Source organism: Pseudomonas sp. yb_5 (assembly GCF_043103865.1).
In the GTDB taxonomy this organism is placed as follows: domain Bacteria; phylum Pseudomonadota; class Gammaproteobacteria; order Pseudomonadales; family Pseudomonadaceae; genus Aquipseudomonas; species Aquipseudomonas putida_Y.
In genome coordinates, this window is record NZ_JBICKE010000004.1 from 1 (window position 1) to 20,851 (window position 20,851).

General features: G+C 62.5%; 22 protein-coding genes and 1 tRNA gene. 14 read left to right on the forward strand and 9 right to left on the reverse strand.

What is annotated here, in order from left to right; translation table 11 throughout:
* Window positions 1–559: 559 nt before the first annotated feature.
* A complete protein-coding gene (locus ACF8GF_RS00470; RefSeq protein ID WP_014591954.1) occupies window positions 560–778 on the reverse strand; it encodes a DUF1127 domain-containing protein in 219 nt (72 codons plus the stop codon).
* 96 nt (window positions 779–874) lie between these two features.
* On the opposite strand from ACF8GF_RS00470, the gene ACF8GF_RS00475 reads away from it, so the two are divergent.
* On the forward strand, window positions 875–1,726 hold the full coding sequence (locus ACF8GF_RS00475; protein ID WP_176685630.1) for a LysR substrate-binding domain-containing protein: 852 nt from the start codon (window positions 875–877) through the stop codon (window positions 1,724–1,726).
* Window positions 1,727–1,754: 28 nt separating this feature from the next.
* Here ACF8GF_RS00475 and ACF8GF_RS00480 read toward each other — a convergent pair whose 3' ends face one another.
* A complete protein-coding gene (locus ACF8GF_RS00480; protein ID WP_176685631.1) occupies window positions 1,755–2,504 on the reverse strand; it encodes a sulfite exporter TauE/SafE family protein in 750 nt (249 codons plus the stop codon).
* A 113-nt stretch (window positions 2,505–2,617) separates the two neighbouring features.
* Here ACF8GF_RS00480 and ACF8GF_RS00485 point away from each other — a divergent pair, with 113 nt between their 5' ends.
* The 3 genes from ACF8GF_RS00485 to ACF8GF_RS00495 all read left to right on the forward strand — a co-directional run bounded on the left by ACF8GF_RS00485 (window position 2,618) and on the right by ACF8GF_RS00495 (window position 4,654).
* Entirely contained in the window at window positions 2,618–3,571 is a 954-nt protein-coding gene (locus ACF8GF_RS00485) for a LysR family transcriptional regulator (protein WP_010952891.1), read from the forward strand.
* Window positions 3,572–3,629: 58 nt separating this feature from the next.
* On the forward strand, window positions 3,630–4,085 hold the full coding sequence (locus ACF8GF_RS00490) for a MarR family winged helix-turn-helix transcriptional regulator (RefSeq protein ID WP_392487623.1): 456 nt from the start codon (window positions 3,630–3,632) through the stop codon (window positions 4,083–4,085).
* Window positions 4,086–4,225: 140 nt separating this feature from the next.
* Window positions 4,226–4,654, forward strand: a complete 429-nt coding sequence (locus ACF8GF_RS00495; protein WP_176685633.1) for an organic hydroperoxide resistance protein — start codon at window positions 4,226–4,228, stop codon at window positions 4,652–4,654.
* Between the two features lie 224 nt (window positions 4,655–4,878).
* Here ACF8GF_RS00495 and efp read toward each other — a convergent pair whose 3' ends face one another.
* Both efp and earP read right to left on the reverse strand, forming a co-directional pair.
* Window positions 4,879–5,448: an elongation factor P gene (gene efp, locus ACF8GF_RS00500; RefSeq protein ID WP_003252871.1), complete on the reverse strand. Its 570-nt coding sequence runs from the start codon at window positions 5,446–5,448 to the stop codon at window positions 4,879–4,881.
* 48 nt (window positions 5,449–5,496) lie between these two features.
* Entirely contained in the window at window positions 5,497–6,630 is a 1,134-nt protein-coding gene (gene earP / locus ACF8GF_RS00505; RefSeq protein WP_392461686.1) for an elongation factor P maturation arginine rhamnosyltransferase EarP, read from the reverse strand.
* Between the two features lie 128 nt (window positions 6,631–6,758).
* On the opposite strand from earP, the gene ACF8GF_RS00510 reads away from it, so the two are divergent.
* Entirely contained in the window at window positions 6,759–7,157 is a 399-nt protein-coding gene (locus tag ACF8GF_RS00510; RefSeq protein ID WP_392487622.1) for a hypothetical protein, read from the forward strand.
* A gap of 2 nt (window positions 7,158–7,159) precedes the next feature.
* Window positions 7,160–7,630 (forward strand): transcription elongation factor GreAB, encoded by a 471-nt coding sequence (locus ACF8GF_RS00515; RefSeq protein WP_392487621.1) that lies wholly within the window; start codon window positions 7,160–7,162, stop codon window positions 7,628–7,630.
* Window positions 7,631–7,727: 97 nt separating this feature from the next.
* Here ACF8GF_RS00515 and ACF8GF_RS00520 read toward each other — a convergent pair whose 3' ends face one another.
* The gene (locus ACF8GF_RS00520) at window positions 7,728–8,666 is read right to left on the reverse strand and encodes a LysR family transcriptional regulator (RefSeq protein WP_176685637.1); all 939 of its coding nucleotides are present in this window, start codon (window positions 8,664–8,666) and stop codon (window positions 7,728–7,730) included.
* A 118-nt stretch (window positions 8,667–8,784) separates the two neighbouring features.
* Here ACF8GF_RS00520 and ACF8GF_RS00525 point away from each other — a divergent pair, with 118 nt between their 5' ends.
* On the forward strand, window positions 8,785–9,534 hold the full coding sequence (locus ACF8GF_RS00525) for a 3-oxoacyl-ACP reductase family protein (protein WP_176685638.1): 750 nt from the start codon (window positions 8,785–8,787) through the stop codon (window positions 9,532–9,534).
* A gap of 39 nt (window positions 9,535–9,573) precedes the next feature.
* On the opposite strand, the gene ACF8GF_RS00530 is transcribed toward ACF8GF_RS00525, so the two are convergent.
* Window positions 9,574–10,458 (reverse strand): LysR family transcriptional regulator, encoded by an 885-nt coding sequence (locus ACF8GF_RS00530; protein WP_209964315.1) that lies wholly within the window; start codon window positions 10,456–10,458, stop codon window positions 9,574–9,576.
* A 106-nt stretch (window positions 10,459–10,564) separates the two neighbouring features.
* Between ACF8GF_RS00530 and ACF8GF_RS00535 the strand changes: the two genes are divergently transcribed.
* From ACF8GF_RS00535 to ACF8GF_RS00545, 3 genes are all read left to right on the forward strand, one after another.
* A complete protein-coding gene (locus ACF8GF_RS00535; protein ID WP_392461687.1) occupies window positions 10,565–11,752 on the forward strand; it encodes an MFS transporter in 1,188 nt (395 codons plus the stop codon).
* Between the two features lie 203 nt (window positions 11,753–11,955).
* Window positions 11,956–12,336, forward strand: coding sequence for a hypothetical protein (locus tag ACF8GF_RS00540; protein ID WP_012053335.1), 381 nt, complete (start codon window positions 11,956–11,958; stop codon window positions 12,334–12,336).
* Window positions 12,337–12,668: 332 nt separating this feature from the next.
* Complete coding sequence (locus tag ACF8GF_RS00545) at window positions 12,669–14,801, forward strand: TonB-dependent siderophore receptor (protein WP_392487620.1); 2,133 nt, start codon at window positions 12,669–12,671, stop codon at window positions 14,799–14,801.
* 212 nt (window positions 14,802–15,013) lie between these two features.
* Here the strand turns inward: ACF8GF_RS00545 and ACF8GF_RS00550 are convergent.
* Window positions 15,014–15,103: transfer RNA gene (locus ACF8GF_RS00550), tRNA-Ser, on the reverse strand.
* Between the two features lie 198 nt (window positions 15,104–15,301).
* Between ACF8GF_RS00550 and ACF8GF_RS00555 the strand changes: the two genes are divergently transcribed.
* The 3 genes from ACF8GF_RS00555 to ACF8GF_RS00565 all read left to right on the forward strand — a co-directional run bounded on the left by ACF8GF_RS00555 (window position 15,302) and on the right by ACF8GF_RS00565 (window position 17,943).
* Complete coding sequence (locus ACF8GF_RS00555) at window positions 15,302–15,991, forward strand: crotonase/enoyl-CoA hydratase family protein (protein WP_028698250.1); 690 nt, start codon at window positions 15,302–15,304, stop codon at window positions 15,989–15,991.
* 199 nt (window positions 15,992–16,190) lie between these two features.
* Window positions 16,191–16,904, forward strand: coding sequence for a lysophospholipid acyltransferase family protein (locus ACF8GF_RS00560; RefSeq protein WP_392487619.1), 714 nt, complete (start codon window positions 16,191–16,193; stop codon window positions 16,902–16,904).
* A 67-nt stretch (window positions 16,905–16,971) separates the two neighbouring features.
* The gene (locus ACF8GF_RS00565) at window positions 16,972–17,943 is read left to right on the forward strand and encodes a magnesium and cobalt transport protein CorA (protein ID WP_084852262.1); all 972 of its coding nucleotides are present in this window, start codon (window positions 16,972–16,974) and stop codon (window positions 17,941–17,943) included.
* A gap of 101 nt (window positions 17,944–18,044) precedes the next feature.
* Here the strand turns inward: ACF8GF_RS00565 and ACF8GF_RS00570 are convergent, their stop codons facing one another.
* Window positions 18,045–18,779 carry an amidotransferase gene (locus ACF8GF_RS00570; protein ID WP_084852264.1) on the reverse strand — a complete coding sequence of 245 codons (735 nt, stop codon included), beginning with the start codon at window positions 18,777–18,779 and terminating at the stop codon, window positions 18,045–18,047.
* 527 nt (window positions 18,780–19,306) lie between these two features.
* Here ACF8GF_RS00570 and ACF8GF_RS00575 point away from each other — a divergent pair.
* The gene (locus ACF8GF_RS00575) at window positions 19,307–20,107 is read left to right on the forward strand and encodes a cytochrome c (protein ID WP_209964302.1); all 801 of its coding nucleotides are present in this window, start codon (window positions 19,307–19,309) and stop codon (window positions 20,105–20,107) included.
* Between the two features lie 248 nt (window positions 20,108–20,355).
* On the opposite strand, the gene ACF8GF_RS00580 is transcribed toward ACF8GF_RS00575, so the two are convergent.
* Complete coding sequence (locus tag ACF8GF_RS00580) at window positions 20,356–20,688, reverse strand: ribonuclease E inhibitor RraB (RefSeq protein WP_003252824.1); 333 nt, start codon at window positions 20,686–20,688, stop codon at window positions 20,356–20,358.
* Window positions 20,689–20,851 lie beyond the last annotated feature (163 nt).

The following is a 20,851-nucleotide window of genomic DNA, read 5'->3' on the forward strand; positions in this document are numbered from 1 at the left end:
AAAGGTGAGTTGGCGTCGCCATCGCAAACGGACTGTACGCCCGATCAGAACCAGCGCTTAAGCTTTGGGCTTTTGGGCTTTTGGGCTTTTGGGCTTTTGGGCTTTTGGGCTTTTGAGCTTTTGGGCTTTTGAGCCTTTGAGCCTTTGAGCCTTTGAGCCTTTGAGCTTTTGAGCTTTTGAGCTTTTGAGCCTTTGGGTTGTGCGCTTTCACATCAAGTAGACATTCATTCACGATGTTGGCGCCTATTCACCTTTCCGCCCTTCCGGCGGGTTACTTTGGTCGTGGCCAAAGTAACCAAAACCGTCGGCTCCCATCATCCGGCCCCTACGCTACGCTTCGGGGTCCCCTCGCTCCGGGCTTGCTCCCGGGAGGACCGCGCTGCAGGCCCCATCCTGGGGCCCAGCGCTTGACGGGCATCCATGCCCGTCACCTCCCTCCGCAAGCCCTGCGCTCGGCCTCCTGAAGTCGCAATCTGCGTCGCCTGAACTACCGCGCGCTTAGAAGCAAAAGCCAAAGCAGGAGCAGGAGCAGAAGCAGAAGCGACTGCCACGCCTGGCATCACTTCCTCAGTGGATCATCCCAGAAATGCCGCTCGGCCTCTTGCTGGATATCCGCCCGACTCAACCCCAAGTCGCGCAAAGTTGCATCACTGAGGCTGGCCAGCTCCTGACGCTGACGGTACAACTCCAGCCAACGCGCCGGACGCTGCAGGGCCGCATGCCACAGGTAGCTCAGGGAAAAGGCAGGTTGCTGGATGCTGCTGACATGACCTTTCATCGTGAAGCCCTCCGTGTTGATGGCTTCAGTCTCACGCCAGGCATAAGATCAATCCAACGAATGTTTCTGATGCGATGCATCTCGGAGATTGATGCAATGTCCCAGTACCAGAGCCTCGACGCGGACGTCCTGCGCACCTTCGTCGCCATTGCCGAGCAAGGCGGCTTTACCCGTGCAGGCGAAGTGGTCAACCGCACCCAGTCAGCAGTCAGCATGCAGATGAAACGCCTGGAAGAAGACGTTCTGCAGCGCCAGCTCTTCGAACGTGATGGCCGTCAGGTGCGGCTGACCGCCGAAGGCCAGGTCCTGCTGGGGTATGCCCGGCGCATTCTCAAGTTGCATGGCGAAGTGTTCAACACCCTGCGCATGCCGCACATGGTTGGACTGGTGCGCATCGGCACACCGGACGACTACGCCATGCGCTTCCTCCCGACCATCCTGTCAAGCTTTGCCCAGGCCTACCCGCTGGTGCAGGTGGAAGTGCATTGCGACTCGTCCAAGCAGCTGATGCTGCGCCAGGATCTGGACCTGACCATCGTCACCCGCGAGCCCGGCAACGAGATTGGCCAGTTGCTGCGCCAGGAACGCCTGGTGTGGGCCGCGGCAGAAGGCTTTTGCCCGCACGAACAACGGCCGATGCCGGTGGCGCTGTTCAACACCGACTGCTTCTGTCGCGCCTGGACCTGCAATGCGCTGGAGGCACAGGGCATCGATTACCGTATTGCCTACACCAGCCCAAGCCTGGCGGCGATCTTTGCCATCGTCACCGCCGGGCTGGCAGTGACCGCGCAGTTGCAGAGCCTGATCGGGGGCAACATCCGCGTACTGGGTGAGAGCGAAGGGCTGCCGCAATTACCGATGGCCAATGTAATGCTGGTGCGCAGTACCCAGACCCCCTCGCCCATTACCGACTGCATGGCCGACTACATCGTTGAGGGTTTCAAGTAATCTGGGGCCGCAAAGCGGCCCAAAAATCTCACAGCTCAAACCCCAGCATCACCGCACAGACCACCAGAAACACACAGAACATCGCCCGCAATGCCTTCTCCGGCAACGCGTGGGCCAGCTTCACGCCCCAACTGATGCTGAGCAAGCCCCCCACCGCCAACGGAATCCCCACCCCCCAGTCAACGCTATGGTGCACGCCATAGGTCACCAGCGTGACTACGGTACTCGGCGCCGCCAGCGCCAGTGACAACCCCTGCGCCACCACCTGGGTAGCGCCGAACACACTGGTCAGGACCGGCGTGGCCACTACGGCCCCACCCACCCCGAACAAGCCGCCCATTGTGCCGGCAAAGCTGCCCAGCACACCCAGCCACGGCCAGGCATGACGCAGCTCGGCACTCGGCGGCGACACCTTCATGAACATCCGCACCACGTTCCACACCGCCAGCACCACCAGAAAGCCGACAAAACCCAGGCGCATGGAATGCGCATCAAGCCCCACCGCCCAGATCGACCCCAGCCAGGCAAACAGAAAGCTGCACGCCGACAGCGGCAACGCATGGCGCAACGCGATGCGGTTGCGCTGGTGATACCGCCACAGCGCCAGCAACACGTTCGGCACCACCATCACCAACGCGGTCCCCTGCGCCAACTGCTGGTCCAGGCCGAACAACACGCCCAGCGCCGGAATCGCAATCAGCCCGCCACCAATGCCGAACAAGCCCCCCATGGTGCCCAGGGCAGCGCCCAGCACGATATACAACAACCACTCGATCATCAGGGCCTCCTCCGCCTTTACCCATAATGCGAGCATGCTAACGATTGCGCGCTAGCGGGGAAACGCACAGCAGCGCACAATGGCTGTGCGCTTTTCGCAAAAGCAAGGCAACCATGAGCCCCGATACCCTGACCGACCAATTGAGCCTGTTCCTCGATGTGCTGGAAACCGGCAGTTTTTCTGCCGCCGCCCGTCGCCACCCGCTGACCCCGTCTGCGGTAGCACGGCGCATCGACAACCTGGAAAGCGCCGTCGGCAGCCGCCTGTTCACCCGCAGCACCCACGCAGTGCGGGCCACGCCTGCAGGCAACGCCTTTGCCGAGCGGGCCAGGCGCATCATCGAGGAGTTGCGCCTGGCCCGGGCCGAAGCGGTGTCACTGAGCAATGCCCCGGAAGGCCTGATCCGCATCGACGCACCTGCCGCGTTTGGCCGCCGCCACCTGGCCCCGGCCATTGCCGACTTCCTGGTGGCCTACCCGGGCCTGGACGTGCAACTGCGGTTGATCGACAGTTTCGTCGACCTGCAGGGCAGCCACCTGGGCGAGGTCGACCTGGTGTTGCGCGCCGGCCCTTTGGCCGACACCCGTCTGGTCGCCACGCCGCTCGCCTACATGGTGCGCATCGCCTGCGCCAGCCCCGCCTACCTGGCCAGCCGCGGCATCCCCACCTGCCCCAGCGAACTGCCCGGGCATGACGGGCTGGACTGGGATGGCCTGGCGCCGCCGTTCGCCTGGCGCTTCAGTGTGGCCGGGCAAACCCGCCTGTACCGACCCGCGCGCATGCGCATGGCCGCCAACAATGCCGAAACCCTGCTGTTCGGCGCCCTCGCCGGCCTGGGGATAGCCCACCTTCCCACCTGGCTGATCAGTGAATACCTGCTGCGCGGCGAGCTTATCCCGTTGTTCTGCGACGGCGGCTTGCCTGAAGCCGAGACCAGCGGCATTTACGCGCTACGCCTGGCACATGAAACGAACTCTCGCAGCCGTTTGCTGCTCGAATTCCTCAAGAGCCGATTCAGCCCGATACCACCCTGGGACCTGGCCTTGCGCAGTGAACTGCGCGATTAACTCGCGCACTGATGATCAGCGTGCCAGAATTTTCCATTGATCACTTTCAAGGACCTGCATGAACGCCGACACCCAAGCCTCCTGTGACGAGCTGCTGCTGGACAACCAGGTCTGTTTTGCCCTGCACTCCACCTCGTTGCTGATGACCAAGGTCTACAAGCCGCTGCTGCAGGCGCTGGGCCTGACCTACCCGCAATACCTTGCCATGCTGGTGCTCTGGGAGCGTGACGGCCTGACCGTGGGCGAAATCAGCCAGCACCTGCTGACCGACCCAGGCTCGCTGACCCCGCTGCTCAAGCGCCTGGAAAGCGAAGGCCTGTTGCAGCGCAACCGCAGCCGCGAAGATGAACGGGTAGTGATGGTGCAACTGACCGACAAAGGCCGCGCCCTGCAACAGCAGGCCAAAGCGGTGCCGCAGTGCATTCTCAAGGCCAGCGGGCGCAGCCTGGAGCAGCTACAGCAACTGCAAGCCGACCTGCTGAACCTGCGCGACAACCTGCAAAAAAACCTCTGAACGCTATGCTGTGAAATGGCCGTTCCGATGAACGGCGATGATTTATCTTGCGCACTAATTAATTGCGCGCTAATTTAAATCCCACACCAACCCCCGCCCTCCTGCAAACGGGAGTGCACAGCACATTAGCGAGGCTCAAGATGCAAAAGGTCACTCCGCTGTACATCGCAGAAGCAACCTCCACCGGTGGGCGCGACGGCAAATCCCGCTCCAGCGACGGCAAGCTGGCAGTCAGCCTGAGCACCCCCAAGGAACTGGGCGGCGCGGGCGGTGACGGCACCAACCCCGAGCAGATGTTCGCCGCCGGTTACTCGGCCTGTTTCATCGGCGCCTTGAAATTCGTGGCCGGGCAAGAGAAGAAAGCCCTGCCGGCAGATACCTCGATCACCGCCAAGGTGGGCATCGGCCAGATCCCGGGCGGTTTCGGCCTGGACATCGACCTGCACATCAACCTGCCGGGCCTGGCCCAGGCCGATGCCGAAGGGCTGGTGGAAAAGGCGCACCAGGTGTGCCCGTATTCCAATGCCACCCGCGGTAATGTGGATGTGCGCCTGCACGTAACCGTCTAAGGCGCAAAGGCTTGCGCGATCCCCTGTGGGAGCGGGTTTACCCGCGAAGAATACACCGCGGTGGATGGCACGGGCTTCGCCCGTGTTCGCGGGCAAGCCCGCTCCCACACGGATCTGCGCCAGCTTTTAGAAATTGAGCACGACAGTTGCACCCACAAAAGCACGAGCACACAGGCATAAAAAAACCCGGCTTGCGCCGGGTTTTTTGCGTCTCGCAAGAAGCATTACTTCTTGGAACGGCCTTTGAAGCTGTTGTCGCGAGTGTCGATGTCGATCCACTCGTCGATCTGGATGAAGTCGGCAACCGAGATCTCGGTACCGTTCGCCAGCTTGGCAGGCTTCATGACTTTGCCGGAGGTGTCACCACGAGCAGCGTTCTCGGTGTAGACAACTTTACGGCTGATGGTGGTCGGCAGTTCAACCGACACCAGACGGCCTTCGAAGAACACGGCTTCGCAGACGTCTTCCATGCCTTCTTCGATGTACGGCAGAACGGCTTCGATGTCTTCGGCGTTCAGCTCGTACATGGTGTAGTCGGTGGTGTCCATGAAGGTGTACTCGTCACCATTGATGAACGACAGGGTCGCTTCTTTGCGATCCAGGATCACGTCGTCCAGCTTGTCGTCCGCACCGTACACGGTTTCGGTCTTGTAGCCGGTCAGCAGGTTCTTCAGCTTGGTCTTCATGATCGCGCTGTTACGGCCCGACTTGGTGAACTCAGCTTTTTGAACCAGCCACGGGTCGTTGTCGATCCGCAGTACGGTACCGGGTTTCAGTTCTTTACCAGTTTTCATTACGAAGTATCCGAATCTGGATGGATTTATAAAAATCGAGGCCGCGTATCATAGCGAATTTCGGTAAAAGTGTACTAGCGCTTCGGCAAGGTCCGGCTGAGCGGCCTGTCGCGCCCCCCAAAGGCGGGCATGCTGCTGCAGTTCCGGCCAATGCTGGCGGGCCGCCCGCCAGGCCTGGCCCATGTCGAAATCCATGTTCCATGCACGCCACAGGCCCAACAGGGCTGCATCGGCATCGTCTGACAGGCCGCAGCGATAATGCGCGAGGAACGCTTCGAGCTTTTCCCAATGGGCATTCTCGTCCTGCACATAGATGTGCCACAGCATCGGCTGCCCCGCCCACTGCGCACGCACGAACGAGTCTTCGCCACGCACGGCATTGAAATCGCAGCTCCATAGCAGCCGGTCGAAGTCGTCCTGGCTGACGAAAGGCAGCACCTGAACGGTCAGCGCCCCACGCGTGCGCACATCACCCACATGCAGCGGCCCCTCGCCCAGCCACTGGCTGAGCCCCGCGACGATGCGCCCCTGCGGGACCAACAGGTGGCAGGCCTGGTCAGCCGTGGCCAGGGCATCAAGCCAGTTGCCCAGCTGCGGGTTTTCATAGGCGAACAGCGAGATCAGCAGCGCACCCGGCACAGGGTCTACACCAAGCCCCTGCAAAAAGGCACGGCGCGCCTCCGCCGACTGCTGGAACGCATCACGCCGGGCCAGCAGCGAACCCTCGCGCAGCAAACCGCCCGTTTTGTCGGTAAAGCCCGGGAAAAAGAATACCTTGCGCAAACCGTTGGGCTGCGGCGAAGGCAACCCATGGCAACCCTCCACCCAGTCCTCGGCACTCAGGTACTCGAGGTTGAGCCAGAGCGGCGGCTGCGGACGGGCACGCATGGCCTCGACATACGCCGCCGGCAACTGGCAGGCAAACGCGCCGATAACCACATCGGCCGGCGCCACCGGCAACCACGCTGCGGGCCAGTGGCGCACATCCACGCCGTGCTGCCACTGTTGCGCCGCCGTGGCGTCGGCGCCAGGGCACATGGGCGTGAAAGCGTTGAGGTCATCCACCCACAGGCGCACCGCCAGGCCGTGCTCGGCCACCAACTGCCGGGCCAGGCGCCAGGTCACGCCGATATCGCCGTAGTTGTCGACGACGCTGCAGAAGATGTCCCAGGTGGCTTTCATGCGCCCCTCCCGTGCTGGTGCAAAAACCGCGAATTCTGCGCATAAATTGGCGCTGACAAAAGCACCTGCGCAGAAAAATGCCCAAGCGCATGCGACAATGCCCCCTACCACGCTGCCAGGAGGCTGACATGCCGCGCCACCGTGAACTGAAGATCACCCTCAAGCCGTTGCCGTTGATCATGTGCGTAGCCTTGGGCCTATGGCTGGGCGCCATGGCCATTGCCGTGAGCCTGTGGCTGGCACAACAGTTGTGGCCCCAGCAGGTGCAACCCCTGGCCCAGGTTGTAGCCCCGCATGCAGACCGCCCCGTTGCAACGCCTGCACCGGCCCCAGCCCAGGATGCCCAGGCCGAGATGTTCGAACGCTACAAGGACATCCTGCACAAACAGGCGCTGCAACAGGCCGCCGATGCCGCACAGGGCAACCCGCGCAACCTCAACAGCCCCAAGTGCCAGTTCTGGCTGCAGCAAAACCGTACCGCGCCCACCGAAAAAAGCCAGGCCAACGTGCTGGAGTTCTGTTACTGACCATGGACAAGCCCCACCTGCTGGCGCTGATTGTCGCCACCCTCGAGCATGACCTGGACGTGCTGACCCGCGCGGCGCAAACCGCCTACGAGGCCGCCACCGCCGAAGAGAACATTGCCGAGAACAAGTACGACACGCTGGGCCTGGAGGCCTCGTACCTGGCCACCGGCCAGGCCCGCCGCAGTGCCGAGATCCGCCAGGCGCTGGTGATCTACCAGCAGTTGCTGCTGCGTGACTACGACCCGGCGCGCGGCGTGCAGGTAAGCAACCTGGTGACCCTGGAGGATGAAGATTGCGGGCAGCGCCGGCTGTTTCTGGGGCCTGAGGCAGCGGGGTTGAAGATTGGCGAAGGCAGCGGGTTGGTGACGGTGATTACCCCGCGTTCGCCGCTGGGGCAGCTGTTGCTGGGCAAGCGGGTGGATGACGAGGTGAGCTTGGGGGCGCAGGTATCGTTCATTGTCGATGTTGTCTGAGCCGGCCGCTCCCACAAGGATCCCACTGTCTTCAAGGCTGTGATATCCCTGTGGGAGCGGGCGGGCCCGCGAAAGGGCCGGCACAGGCAATAATTCTCTAAAGGGCCTGCAAGGCATCGAAACGCCCCGCCAGCCCCTGCTCGGCAAACTGCTCCACCACAAAATCGACGAACACCCGGGTCTTGCCCGGCAACAGCTTGTGCTCGGCGAAATACAGGCTGATATACCCATCGTCCACATACCAGTCCGGCAACACCCGCAGCAGCCGACCTGCCAGCAAGTAGGGCACGGCAAACGGCAGGCTCACCAGGGCAATACCCAGCCCCTGCTCGGCCACTGCGCACGCCGCGTCCGAATCGCTCATGGTCATCGCCTGGCGCAATTGCAGCGGCTGCTGCGCCTGCCAACGGCTGGTCAACGGCCACGAGCGCACCCGCCCGGTCTGCGGTGACCGGACCAGGATGCCGTCATGGCGTTGCAGCACCTGCGGGTCTTCTATCGGCGCGTGCCGCTGCAGATAGGCCGGCGCCGCCACCAACACCCGGTGCGCCGGGGTCAGCTTGCGCGCCACCACCCCTGGCGGCAGTTCGAAACCACCGCCAATCGCTGCATCGAAGCCCTGGCCGATCAGGTCGACCTGGCGGTTGTCGAAATGCCAATCCGGGGTAATCGCCGGGTATCGGCGCAAGAATTCCCCCAGCAACGGCAGCACGTACAAGCGCCCGAACACCGTGCCCATGCTCACCCGTAACGACCCGGCCGGCTGGCCTTCTGCACTGGCCAGGTTGGCCACGGCGTACTGAATGGTGCGAAAGCTGTCACTGACCTCGCCGAGAAAACGCTGCCCCGCTTCGGTCAAGGTCAGCTTGCGGGTACTACGCTGGAACAACCGCACACCCAGGCGCGCTTCCAGCTGCGCAACGTGCTTGCCCACGGCAGCCGGAGTAAGGCTCAGGCGCCTGGCGGCTTCGGCAAAACTGCCGACCTCGGCACTGCGGATGAAGCATTCCAACGCGCTGAACGATTCCATGGCCATGATTAGCAACCAAAGGTTTACTCTGCTGATAGTGATTGCCATCTTATCAGTAGGTAATCGTGCGCCGATACTGTGCCTATCCAAGGCATTTCGGCCTGGCTTCCAGCAGGAGAACAGCATGTCCAAGCAACTTACACTCGAAGGCAAAGTGGCCCTGGTACAGGGCGGTTCCCGAGGCATTGGCGCAGCCATCGTGCGGCGCCTGGCCCGCGAAGGCGCGCAAGTGGCCTTCACCTATGTCAGCTCTGCCGGCCCGGCTGAAGAACTGGCTCGGGAAATTACCGAGAACGGCGGCAAAGCCTTGGCCCTGCGGGCTGACAGCGCTGATGCGGCAGCTGTGCAGTTGGCAGTGGATGACACTGTGAAGGCCTTGGGCCGGCTGGATATCCTGGTCAATAACGCCGGTGTGCTGGCAGTGGCCCCGGTGACAGAGTTCGACCTGGCCGACTTCGATCACATGCTGGCCGTGAACGTACGCAGCGTATTCGTCGCCAGCCAGGCCGCGGCACGCTATATGGACCAAGGGGGTCGCATCATCAACATTGGCAGCACCAACGCCGAGCGCATGCCGTTTGCCGGCGGTGCACCGTACGCCATGAGCAAGTCGGCACTGGTCGGCCTGACCCGCGGCATGGCACGCGACCTCGGGCCGCAAGGCATTACCGTGAACAACGTGCAGCCCGGGCCAGTGGACACCGACATGAACCCGGCCAGTGGCGAGTTCGCCGAGAGCCTGATTCCGCTGATGGCCGTTGGGCGGTACGGCGAGCCGGAGGAGATTGCCAGCTTTGTCGCTTACCTGGCGGGGCCTGAAGCCGGGTATATCACCGGTGCCAGCCTGACGGTGGACGGTGGGTTTGCAGCCTGATTGAAAGGTTGCCTGTGCCGCGAAAAGGCCGGCACAGGCTTAGCCTTTCCTTGCCCCCAGGCCTTGTTCCATCACGTCCAGAAAAGCCCGGGCAGCCGGTGTGGGGCTGGACGACCACACCGCATACAAGTGCCGTACCGGCGCATCCACCAACCGCGCCACGGCCACCCCTTCGATGCCCTGAGCCACCCGCTCGGGCACCAGGCCGACGGCCATGCCCCGCTGCACGAATTTCTCCACCAGACGAACATGCCCGATCTCGAACTGCACCCTGCGCTGCAACCCCACCGCCTGAAACGCCTCGTCGGTCTGTCGTCGCGCCCCAGTGCCTTCGGGGAAATCCACCAACACCTCGCCTGCCAGGTCAGCCAACGCCAGTTGTGCCCTGCCCGCCAAGCGGTGCCCCAACGGCAACACAGCGGCCAGTTCTTCCCTGGCCAGCAAGCGATGCTGCACCCCCTGCACCACCTCGCCCTGCCACAGCCCGATAAAACCCACGTCCAGGCGCCGCTCGAGCACATCAGCGATCAGCGATTCGCTCTTGGCCGTGAGCCAGCGTACATCCACATCCGGATAAAGACCGTGGAACACCGCCAACAGGTCGACCAGGTCCAGCGCGGTGAGCGAGCTGATTTCACCAATCGCCAGCCGCCCGCGTACCTGGCCACAGGCCGCCGCCACATCATCGGCAATGCGCCGGGCCGCCTCCACCGCTGGCCGTGCACTGAGCACAAAGGCCTCCCCTGCAGGTGTCAGGCGCACCCGTCGCGAACTACGCTCGAACAGGCTCACCCCCAACTGCGCCTCCAGCCGCGCCACCTGATGGCTAAGGGCCGACTGCACCACATGGCAACGCTCCGCCGCGCGGGTAAAACTGCCGGTGTCGGCCACGGCAAGGGCGTATTCGAGCTGCTTGAGGTTCATCGATCTATCTGCTTTCAAGATGAATAGGTTGAAAACTATACATTGGTGTCATGCCTGACACTTGCTGATAATCATCACCACACACGACTGCCCCCACGAGAATTGTATGCACACCCCCACTCTCAGCCGCGCCTTGATCCTGCTGATGGCCACCGCCACAGGCCTGGCCGTGGCCAGCAACTACTACGCCCAACCGCTGCTGCACAGCATCGCCCAGCAGTTTGGCCTGAGCACCGCCAGCGCCGGCAGCATCGTGATTGCCGCGCAGCTCAGCTATGGCGCCGGCCTGTTGCTGCTGGCACCGCTGGGCGACCTGTTCGAGCAGCGCCGGTTGATTACCGTGATGACCGTTGTCTCCACCCTGGGCCTGGTCATCAGCGCCTGTGCACCCAGCCTGCCCTGGCTGCTGCTCGGCACGGCGCTGACCGGGCTGTTCTCGGTGGTGGCACAGATCCTCGTGCCGATGGCAGCAACCCTGAGCGAGCCGCATCAGCGTGGGCGCGCGGTCGGCACGCTGATGAGCGGCCTGCTGCTGGGCATCCTGCTGGCGCGTACTGCTGCCGGCTTCATGGCCGAGCTGGGTGGCTGGCGCAGTATCTACGTGCTGGCCGCCGTGCTGATGGCACTTACCGCCGTGGCGCTGTACCGCAGCCTGCCACAGCACCACAGCCACGCCGGGCTGAAGTATCCGGCGCTGATCGGCTCCGTGTTCCGCCTGTTCATCGAAGAGCCCGTGCTGCGCCTGCGCTCGCTGCTCGGTCTGTTGGCATTCAGCCTGTTCGCCCTGTTCTGGACACCCCTGGCGTTTCTGTTGGCAAAAGGCCCCTACCACTATTCGGATGCAGTGATCGGCCTGTTCGGCCTGGCCGGTGCGGCAGGTGCGTTGTCGGCCAACTGGGCCGGGCGCCTGGCGGACCGTGGCAAGGGGTCGCTGGGCACCACCGTGGGCCTGGTGGTGTTGCTGCTGTCGTGGGTGCCGCTGGGGTTTGCCGAACAGTCGCTGCTCGCCTTGCTGCTGGGCGTGCTGATGCTCGACCTGGCGGTACAGCTGGTGCATGTGAGCAACCAGAACGCGGTGATCGCCCTGCGGCCCGAGGCACGTACGCGGCTGAATGCCGGTTATATCACCTGCTACTTCATTGGCGGGGCGCTTGGGTCGTTGCTGGGCACGCAGCTGTTCCAGCGCCAGGGCTGGATGGGGATTGTGGTGGCCGGGCTGGTGATTGGCGGGCTGGGATTGCTGGTGTGGGGCCTGGCCGAGCGTAAGCGCAAGAACACCTTGCAGCTGGCCTGATAAATGACCACTGGATTCTTCGCGGGCACGCCCGCTCCCACAAGGCGTATCACGGCCCTGAGGTTTGTGAAGCGCCCGCGAAGAGGCCATTGGCCACGGCGACAAAGTACCGCACTACCCTCCGTCGCAATGCCGTTGACTTGCTTGCCGGGGCAGCGCTCAGTAAGCGCTGGAAAATGCCCTTTCCCTGACAGGATGACTTTATGACAAGACTCACGGTGCAATCCGGCGACTTCTTGCAAGGTGAAGGCGAGTATCGCAATGGATCGCTCACACTCAAGACCGCGCGCAGCCCCTCACCCGGTGAACGGATTTCCCTGGCACGCATCAGCGACTTGCGGCTGGCCAGCCTGGAAACCAACCGCAGCCTTGGCAGCGCCTTGGGCTGGGGCGTGGCCGGCGCTCTGGTGGCAGGGCCAGTGGGGCTGCTGGCCGGGCTGTGGTTGGGTGGCAAGGAAGAGGAAGCGACCTTCCTGGCCACCTTCAAGGATGGACGCAAGCTGATGGCCATTACCGATGGCAAGACCTGGTCGAAGATCGATGACAACTGGCGGCAGCACAAGCGGCCGATCAGGACAGGCTGATTATCACGGGGCCCTGATCGTTTTATGGGGAAGGCGGCTGGTAATATGCCGCCTTTTTCATGGCCTGTGCCGGCCTCTTCGCGGGTAAACCCGCTCCTACAGGGATATCACCACCTGGGGTATCACCACCCGGTGCATCACCAATCGGTGTTTCACCAACCGGTGTATCGCCAACCGGCGTTTCACCAACCGGTGTATCGCCAACCGGCGTTTCACCAACCGGTGCATCGCCAACCGGTGTTTCACCACCCGGTGTATCGCCAACCGGTGTAGGAGCGGGTTTACCCGCGAAAGGGCCGGCACAGGTATCGCGCATCCAGGAGCCCCACCGCATGCCCCCGCATCACCCCCGCCTGCCCCTGAGCCTGCTCAGCCTGGGCCTGGCCCTGCAGTGCCCCCTTGTGCTTGCCGAAGACAGCGTGGTGCTTGCCCCCTTGCAGGTCTCCGACACCTTCGCCAGTGATGGCTACCAGGCACGCCAGGCGGCTGTGGGCGGTTTCCAGCCCGCGCCGCTGCTCGACACTCCCGCCTCTGTCAGCGTGTTCAGCCAGCAGCTGCTGGAAGACCGCCAGGTCCGCAAGCTTAGCGAAGTGTTGCAAAGCGATGCGTCAGTCGGCGAAAGCTATGCGCCCATCGGCTACTACGAAAACTTCAATGTGCGCGGCTTCGGGCTGAACGCCGCCAGTAGCTATCGCATCAATGGCCAGACCATTGCCGGCGAGCAGAACGTAGCCCTGGAGAACAAGCAGCAGGTGGAACTGCTCAAGGGTCTGTCCGGGCTGCAGAGTGGTGTGTCGGAGCCGGGCGGCCTGATCAACTATGTGACCAAGCGCGCCGAAGACATACGCAGCGTCACGGTGTCGACCAACGAACAAGGCGAACGCTATCTGGCCACCGACCTTGGCGGCTGGTTCGGCAGCGAAAAGCAGTTCGGCCTGCGCGCCAACCTGGCCCATGAAGACATCCGCACCTACGTCGACCACGCTGACGGCAAGCGCGACTTCGCCTCGCTGGCATTCGACTGGCAGATCAGCCCGGATGCCACCCTGCAGCTGGATGCCGAGTACCAGCACCGCGAACAGGCGTCGGTGCCGGGTTACCAACTGCTCGGAGGCACTGAAGTGCCCCACGGCATCGACCCGGAAGACCGCCTGGCCTACCAGCATTGGGCAAAGCCCGTGCAGAACGACTCGCTGAACCTGGGCGGGCGCTTCGAATACCGTTTCAACGATACCTGGACCGGCACCTTGAGCGCCTCCCGCAGCAAAGTGGTGATCGACGACTACAGCGCGTTTGCCTGGGGTTCGAGCGAGGGGGCGTTTTTCGGCAGCAATGGTGACTACGACATCTATGACTTTCGCAGCCCCGACGATACCCGCCGTACCGACGAGGCACAGGCCATGCTCAACGGGCACTTCGATGCGCTGGGCGTGGGCCATGACCTAACCGTCGGTACCAGTGCGCAACGGCGTACGCTGGATCAGCGCCCGTACTACAACGAGTGGCTTGGTACCGGCAACATCGACACCGGCGCCCCTGCATTCGCCCCGTCCGACAAACCCGTAGGCGCCAGCGAACGTCGACTGGACAGCCGCCAGTACGGCTTGTTCATCAGCGACCGCATCAGCTTCAACGAGCAATGGCAGACCGTGCTGGGCGCCCGTGAAGTGCGGCTGGATGAAAAGACCTGGAACGAGAACGGCGTTGCCGGGCGCCACACACGCCAGTACGAGCTGCTGCCCAACGCTGCGATTATCTACAAGCCGCAGCCGAACACCACGGTATACGCCAGCTACGCCAAGGGCCTGTCTGCCGGAGGCACGGCCCCCTGGTTCGCCAGCAATGCAGCTGAAATTCTTGCGCCCACCACGTCGCGCCAACTGGAACTGGGCCTCAAGCACGACTGGCAAGGCCTGAGCCTGAGTGCCGCCTTGTTCCAGATCCGCCAGGCTTACCAGTACGCACGCCCGGACGGCAGCGGCAACTTCACCTACGTGCAGCAAGGCCAGCAGAAAAATACCGGCCTGGAACTGGGCGCCAGCGGCTGGGTGACCCCGAAGCTGCAGGTACAGGCCAGTGCGGCAGCCATTCGGGCGCGGGTGCAGAACAGCGGTACCGAAGCCTATGAAGGGCACCAGGCGATCAACGTGCCTAAATTCCGGGCGGCGCTGCATGCGGAATATACCCTGCCGGTTCCGGGGCTCGCGCTGCTGGGCGGTGCGCGGTATAGCGCCAGCAAGTATGCGAGCCAGGCGGGCAATGTTGAGGTTGGCGGGTATACCGTATTCGACCTTGGCAGCCGCTACAGTACCCGTGTTGCCGGGTATGACACGGTGCTGCGGCTGACGGTGGATAACGTGCTGGACAAGCGTTACTGGCGCGATGTGGGGGATTACCTGGGGGATAACTACCTGTTCCAGGGGGCACCGCGTACCGCTCGGCTTTCGGCTTCGATCAGCTTCTAGATTGCCGGGGCCGCTCTGCGGCCCTTTCGCGACACAAGGCCGCTCCCACAGGTGTCGACTGCTCCCAAGGGGTTGGATTGCTGTCCAACTTCTTGGGGGCACTCCAATTGCCTGTGGGAGCGGCCTTGTGTCGCGATGGGCTGCGCAGCAGCCCCAGTGGCCTTGAAAAAAAAGCCCCCGTGCTTTTCAGCGCGGGGGCTCTTCGTAGAATGTGGCGGTGAAGAAGGGATTTGAACCCTTGATACGATTTCTCGTATACACACTTTCCAGGCGTGCTCCTTCGACCACTCGGACACTTCACCGTTTCTCTTCAAGCCTTGCGGCCCGTCGAGGTGCGCTAATTTAGTGAAAGACTTTCCCTTTGGCAAGCATTTTTTTCAATTTTTTCATGTATTTGCACTTGGGGTGCCGTGAGCGCTGACCGACCAGTCAGCCTTGCTGCTTTACCTCGCCCCTGACGCTGGGTAACGTCGTCGCCACGCCAACAAAAGGACTCTGCCATGAGCGAGCTGATTACCTACCACGCCGAAGACGGCATCGCCACCCTTACCCTGAACAACGGCAAGGTCAATGCCATCTCGCCGGACGTCATCACTGCCTTCAATGCAGCACTGGACCGCGCTACCGAAGAGCGTGCAGTAGTGATCATCACCGGGCAGCCGGGCATTCTGTCGGGCGGCTACGACCTCAAGGTGATGACCAGCGGCCCCAAAGAGGCCATCAGCCTGGTCACCGCCGGTTCCACCCTCGCCCGCCGCCTGCTGTCGCACCCGTTCCCGGTGGTGGTCGCCTGCCCCGGCAATGCCGTGGCCAAGGGCGCTTTCCTGCTGCTGTCGGCCGACTACCGCATTGGTGTCGAAGGGCCGTACAAGGTATGCCTGAACGAAGTGCAAATCGGCATGACCATGCACCACGCCGGTATTGAACTGGCCCGCGACCGCCTGCGACGCTCGGCCTTCCACCGCTCGGTGATCAACGCCGAAGTGTTTGACCCGCAGGGCGCAGTGGATGCCGGCTTCCTCGACAAGGTGGTGCCGGCCGAGCAGTTGCAGGAAGCGGCAATGACCGCGGCGCGGGAGCTGAAGAAGCTGAACATGCTGGCGCACAAGAACACCAAGCTGAAAGTGCGCAAAGGGCTGCTGGAGGCGCTGGACAAGGCGATCGAGCTGGACCAGCAGCATATGGGCTAGCCGCACGGCCCCTTTCGCGGGCAAGCCCGCGCCTGCACATTCGCCCTCTACGCGGGTAAATCCGCTATTCAACGGGCATACGCAACCTGTGTAGGAGCGGGCTTGCCCGCGAAAAGGCCGGAACAGGCGTGCACCAAGGTTTGCCCCAACCAGTGCACACCCGTACACTGCCCGGCGACTGTCTGGTGTGAGTCGTACCATGCTTTATTCATTGCGTATGTTCCTGCTGGGGCTGCATTTTCTTGCCGTTGGCGTCGTGGGCCTGATCATTGGTCTGTGCCGCCCCTTCAACCCTGACAACAGCCGCGTATTTGCCCGGCTCTACAGCTTGCCGGCCACCTGGCTGATGCGCATCAAGGTCAAGGCCGAAGTCGGCCCATTGTGGGACCATCCGCCCGGCTGTGTGATCGTGGCCAACCACCAGTCCAACTTCGACCTGTTCGTGCTGGGCCAGGTAGTGCCGCAACGCACCGTCGCCATCGGCAAGAAGAGCCTGGGCTGGATCCCGCTGTTCGGCCAATTGTTCTGGCTGGGCGGCAACGTGCTGGTCGACCGCAAGAATGCCTACCAGGCGCGCAAGGCCATACAGAAGACCACCCGGGTTTTGCAGGACGACACCTCGATCTGGATTTTCCCCGAAGGCACCCGCAATGCCGGCGAGCATTTGCTGGCGTTCAAGAAAGGCGCATTTCACATGGCCATCGAGGCCGGTGTGCCGATCGTGCCGATCTGCGTCAGCCGCTATGCCAGGCGTCTGAGCCTGAACAGCTGGCGCCAGCGCACGGTAATCGTGCGTTCGCTGCCGCCCATTGCCACGACGGGCATGACGCCGCAGGATCTGCCAGCGCTGATCGAGCAGTGCCGGGGGCAAATGCAGCAGTGCATTGACCGGATGGAAAAAGAACTGGCCTGATCCGGGTTGCTCTGGCGCCGGGTACAGCCCAAGCTGTATCCGTGTTCAAACGAATAAGCGGACAACCATGGGTCGAGTCGTGGCATCGGCGGTGTACAGCGCCGGCAGAAAGGTCACCAACATCAGCATCGACGAAGGCAGCGAGTGGGCGCGCAAGCCGGGGCATTTCGTGTGGATCGGCCTGGAAGAGCCCAATGCCGAAGAGCTGGCCAACCTGCAATCCCAGTTCAACCTGCACGAACTGGCCATCGAAGACGCCCTGGAAAAACACAGCCGGCCCAAGCTGGAAACCTTCGGTGACGCGTTGTTCATCGTCACCTACTCGCCAGTGCGCCACGAAGGCAAACTGGAGTTCATCGAAACCCATATCTTCGCGGGCAACGGCTACATCATCACCTGCCGCAACGGCCACTCCAAATCCTACGCCATGGTCCGCCAGCGCTGCGAGGCTCGGCCCCTGCTGCTGGAACATGGCGAAGACTTCGTGCTGTACGCCCTGCTCGACTTCGTCACCGAGAACTACCAGCCGGTCAGCGAGGCCATTCATGGCGAGATCGAAGAGCTGGAGGAAAGCGTACTGGGCGGCTCGCTGCAGGAAGACGACATCCGTCGCCTGCACAGCCTGCGCCGCGACATTCTGCGCCTGCGCCGCTACGTGGCGCCCATGGTTGAAGTCAGCGAAGAACTGCAGCGCCTGAGCTTCCCGTTCATCGACAAGAACATGCGCCCATACTTTCGTGATGTGCAGATTCACGTGACGCGGCAGATGGAAGACTTGGCCGGCATCCGCGACATTGCCAGCCAGACTATCGAGATCGGCATGCTGCTGGAGTCGTCACGGCAAAGCATCGTGCAGCGCAAATTTGCGGCCTGGGCGGCGATTCTGGCATTCCCTACGGCGATTGCCGGGGTTTACGGCATGAACTTCCAGAACATGCCAGAGCTGAGCTGGCACTACGGTTACTTCGCGGTACTGGGGGTGATTGCGACGGGGTGTGCCGGGTTGTATGCCAGCTTCAAGAAATCGGGTTGGCTTTGATGGCCTCTTCGCGGGCGCGCCCGCTCCCACAGGTGGCTCACAATTTTCAGCATTGTGCGCAACCTGTGGGAGCGGGCGTGCCCGCGAAGGGTTGCCACCGATTAAGCGGCGCTGTCGCTGGCCTTTGACGGCTGCTGGATAAAGCGCAACATCCACTCCCCTACCAGATCGCCCTGATGCTCGGTGGCCAGGCTGGCTATGGCCTTGTGGTACACCTCGTCACCCAGGTATTCCTGGCGCGCATCGAGCAGTGCGCGGGAGTAGTCATGCACGAATTCCGGGTGGCCCTGGAAGCACAGCACCTGGTCGCGAATGTGGTACGCCGCATTCGGGCAGAAATCGCTGGAGGCAATCACCGTGGCGCCTTCCGGCAGCTCGGTCACCTGGTCCTGGTGACTGATCAGCAAGGTCAGCTCCGACACCTCCGGGTCCATCCACGGCGCATGCGCCGCCAACGAGTAGCGGTGGATACCCACGCCCCAGCCTTGCTCGGCCCGCTCGGCCTTGCCACCCAGGGTCAAGGCCAGCAACTGGTGGCCAAAACACACGCCCAGCAGCTTCTCACCGCGCTCGTACAGTTTGAGCAGGTAGGCCTTGAGGGTCTGGATCCACGGATCGGTACCGAACGAATCGGCCTTGCTGCCCGTCACAAGATAGGCATCGAACTTTTCACTGTCGGCGGGATAGTCGCCGTGCATCACGTTGTACACACAAAATTCGGCGGCAATCGGCTGACGCGAGAAGAGCTGCTCGAACATCCTGCCGTAGCCCTGGTATTGCGCCGTCAACTCCGGTCGCAGGACATCGGTTTCAAGGATGCAGATGCGTAACGACATAGGGGTAGTCCTGAACGACATGGGTGGGAATCTGCTGTAGAGACTGCCGCGAAAGGCACGTACAAGCAAGTAGGCTGCGCTGACGAACGGTCACATTTCGTCGGTGCGTGCCTGGCACTTGCGCCACTGTCTAGATAGAGCATGCCAGCTGGCTGGCACTTGGCCTCATAGCCAGAAGAAATGGTTTAACCACTTGGTTAGAACAAAGGGTTCTCAAGCATGGATAACGCACACCCTACTGTTGGATGTATATCCACTTTCAAGAGGCAAGCAGTCCGGCGCCACACAACGCCACTGTGATCGACCCGAAACGCGACAAGGAAGCCAACGGGTATTCAGGAATAACAACAAGAAGGCGGTCCGCCATGTTCAGACAATCGAAAATTCGCCAAGCTGGGCTCATTTTATTCGCCACCACATTGCTATTGATCTTGCCGAACCTGACACGTTTGTTTGGCTGACGGCGGCAGTGGCGCCAAGGGGCAACGCACAGGTAACCTGCTGGCCTTGATGGTCGGAGATTGCCTATGCGCCACTGCCTTGCCCTGCTAGCGTTGCTCCTGAGCCTGCCATTGTCGGCGGCGCAACTGCACCTTGAACTGGGCGCTACACCGCGCCAGTGGAGCAGCGCCGAACTGCTTGGCCACCCTGAGGCCCAGGACATCAGCATCGAACAGGACGTTTCCTACAAACGCCCCATGCGCTATCGAGCGGTGCCGCTGGCCACGCTGCTGGAAGGTGTGCGCGCCAGCGATCACCTGCAGGCCGTGGCGCTGGATGGCTTTGCCGCCGAAATGCCCGCTGCGCCCCTGTTGCAGCAAGGGCCGGCACGCGCCTGGCTGGCCGTGGAAGACCCAGGCAAGCCGTGGCCGCCACTGGGCCAAGGCAAGCCAAGTGCCGGGCCGTTCTACCTGGTGTGGACTGCACCGCAGGCCAGCGGTATTCGCCCTGAGCAGTGGCCCTTCCAGATCGCTACCCTTCGCAAGCTGGCCCCGGTGGACCAACGGTTTCCCGCGCTGCTGCCCGACCCGAAACTGCCGGCCGACAGCCCGGTGCGCCAGGGCTTTGCCCTGTTCCAGCAGAACTGCCTGGTGTGCCACCGGTTGAACGGGGCGGGAGATGGGCAGGTGGGGCCGGACTTGAATGTGCCGCATAACCCGACCGAGTATTTTCAGCCGGTTTATTTGCGCAAGTTGATACGCGACCCGCAAAGCCTGCGGCAATGGCCGCAGGCGAAGATGCCGGGGTTTGCCGAAAGTGTGTTGAGTGAACAGGAACTGGATGCGCTGCTGGCCTATTTGGGGCACATGGCAGCGCGCAAGCCTTGAGGGCCTCTTCGCGGGTGAACCCGCTCCTACAAGGTGATGGACACACACCGGGGGTTGAACACAGACCGTCGTAGGAGCGGGTTTACCCGCGAAAGGGCCGGTCCTGCTGGCGCATATCCCTGGCCGTTCATCGTTGCCGCCGCCACCGTATTCGCGGGTGAAACCCGCTCCTACAACGGCAGGTGGTTTCCACCACCCATCAATGTGTAGGCGCGGGTTAACCCGCTAAGGGGGCCAACACAAAACCGTCAGGCCGTGAGCCGTTCGTGCTTGACGCCCCACCCTTCCACCTCACCCCCATACGGTGTCACCAACTGCTCGAAGGCCTCTTCAAAGTCGCCAATCCCGCCATGGGTGGCGTACATGACCTTGCTCAGTTCCAGGTGCCAGGCACCGTCGCCCAGCTCCTTCACCTGGGCATTGAGCGATTCCCCGCGAAACTGCCCGGCTGCACGACGGGCCCCTGCTTCGTCCGGGAATACGGCATAGAACTCGATGGGGTGGATCTGGGTGAAGTCGAAACCGCCTGCTTTCATCTGGCGCAGGACGTTGCTGCTGATATCGTCGTTCTGGCTGCTCATGAATCGTCCTCCTGAATAAAGCAATGGATAGACTTTCCGTGCACTACGCACCTGCCGGCAACGGCCGGGCAGTTCGAGCTGATGCAAGACGCGAATTATTGAGGCGGCGCCAACCCACAGAACAGGCAGGCCCTCCACCAGCGTAGCGCCTGCCAAGGCACCA

Coding starts and splice junctions, on each gene's coding strand:
- ACF8GF_RS00510 (WP_392487622.1), top strand. CDS start 6,759: ATGCCGCGCCACCGTGAACTGAAGATCACCCTCAAGCCGTTGCCGTTG.
- ACF8GF_RS00515 (WP_392487621.1), top strand. CDS start 7,160: ATGGACAAGCCCCACCTGCTGGCGCTGATTGTCGCCACCCTCGAGCAT.
- ACF8GF_RS00520 (WP_176685637.1), bottom strand. CDS start 8,666: ATGGCCATGGAATCGTTCAGCGCGTTGGAATGCTTCATCCGCAGTGCC.
- ACF8GF_RS00580 (WP_003252824.1), bottom strand. CDS start 20,688: ATGAGCAGCCAGAACGACGATATCAGCAGCAACGTCCTGCGCCAGATG.
- earP (WP_392461686.1), bottom strand. CDS start 6,630: ATGAAAGCCACCTGGGACATCTTCTGCAGCGTCGTCGACAACTACGGC.
- ACF8GF_RS00560 (WP_392487619.1), top strand. CDS start 16,191: ATGCTTTATTCATTGCGTATGTTCCTGCTGGGGCTGCATTTTCTTGCC.
- ACF8GF_RS00555 (WP_028698250.1), top strand. CDS start 15,302: ATGAGCGAGCTGATTACCTACCACGCCGAAGACGGCATCGCCACCCTT.
- ACF8GF_RS00530 (WP_209964315.1), bottom strand. CDS start 10,458: ATGAACCTCAAGCAGCTCGAATACGCCCTTGCCGTGGCCGACACCGGC.
- ACF8GF_RS00570 (WP_084852264.1), bottom strand. CDS start 18,779: ATGTCGTTACGCATCTGCATCCTTGAAACCGATGTCCTGCGACCGGAG.
- ACF8GF_RS00485 (WP_010952891.1), top strand. CDS start 2,618: ATGAGCCCCGATACCCTGACCGACCAATTGAGCCTGTTCCTCGATGTG.
- ACF8GF_RS00470 (WP_014591954.1), bottom strand. CDS start 778: ATGAAAGGTCATGTCAGCAGCATCCAGCAACCTGCCTTTTCCCTGAGC.
- ACF8GF_RS00480 (WP_176685631.1), bottom strand. CDS start 2,504: ATGATCGAGTGGTTGTTGTATATCGTGCTGGGCGCTGCCCTGGGCACC.
- ACF8GF_RS00490 (WP_392487623.1), top strand. CDS start 3,630: ATGAACGCCGACACCCAAGCCTCCTGTGACGAGCTGCTGCTGGACAAC.
- ACF8GF_RS00535 (WP_392461687.1), top strand. CDS start 10,565: ATGCACACCCCCACTCTCAGCCGCGCCTTGATCCTGCTGATGGCCACC.
- ACF8GF_RS00545 (WP_392487620.1), top strand. CDS start 12,669: ATGCCCCCGCATCACCCCCGCCTGCCCCTGAGCCTGCTCAGCCTGGGC.
- ACF8GF_RS00540 (WP_012053335.1), top strand. CDS start 11,956: ATGACAAGACTCACGGTGCAATCCGGCGACTTCTTGCAAGGTGAAGGC.
- efp (WP_003252871.1), bottom strand. CDS start 5,448: ATGAAAACTGGTAAAGAACTGAAACCCGGTACCGTACTGCGGATCGAC.
- ACF8GF_RS00565 (WP_084852262.1), top strand. CDS start 16,972: ATGGGTCGAGTCGTGGCATCGGCGGTGTACAGCGCCGGCAGAAAGGTC.
- ACF8GF_RS00575 (WP_209964302.1), top strand. CDS start 19,307: ATGCGCCACTGCCTTGCCCTGCTAGCGTTGCTCCTGAGCCTGCCATTG.
- ACF8GF_RS00495 (WP_176685633.1), top strand. CDS start 4,226: ATGCAAAAGGTCACTCCGCTGTACATCGCAGAAGCAACCTCCACCGGT.
- ACF8GF_RS00525 (WP_176685638.1), top strand. CDS start 8,785: ATGTCCAAGCAACTTACACTCGAAGGCAAAGTGGCCCTGGTACAGGGC.
- ACF8GF_RS00475 (WP_176685630.1), top strand. CDS start 875: ATGTCCCAGTACCAGAGCCTCGACGCGGACGTCCTGCGCACCTTCGTC.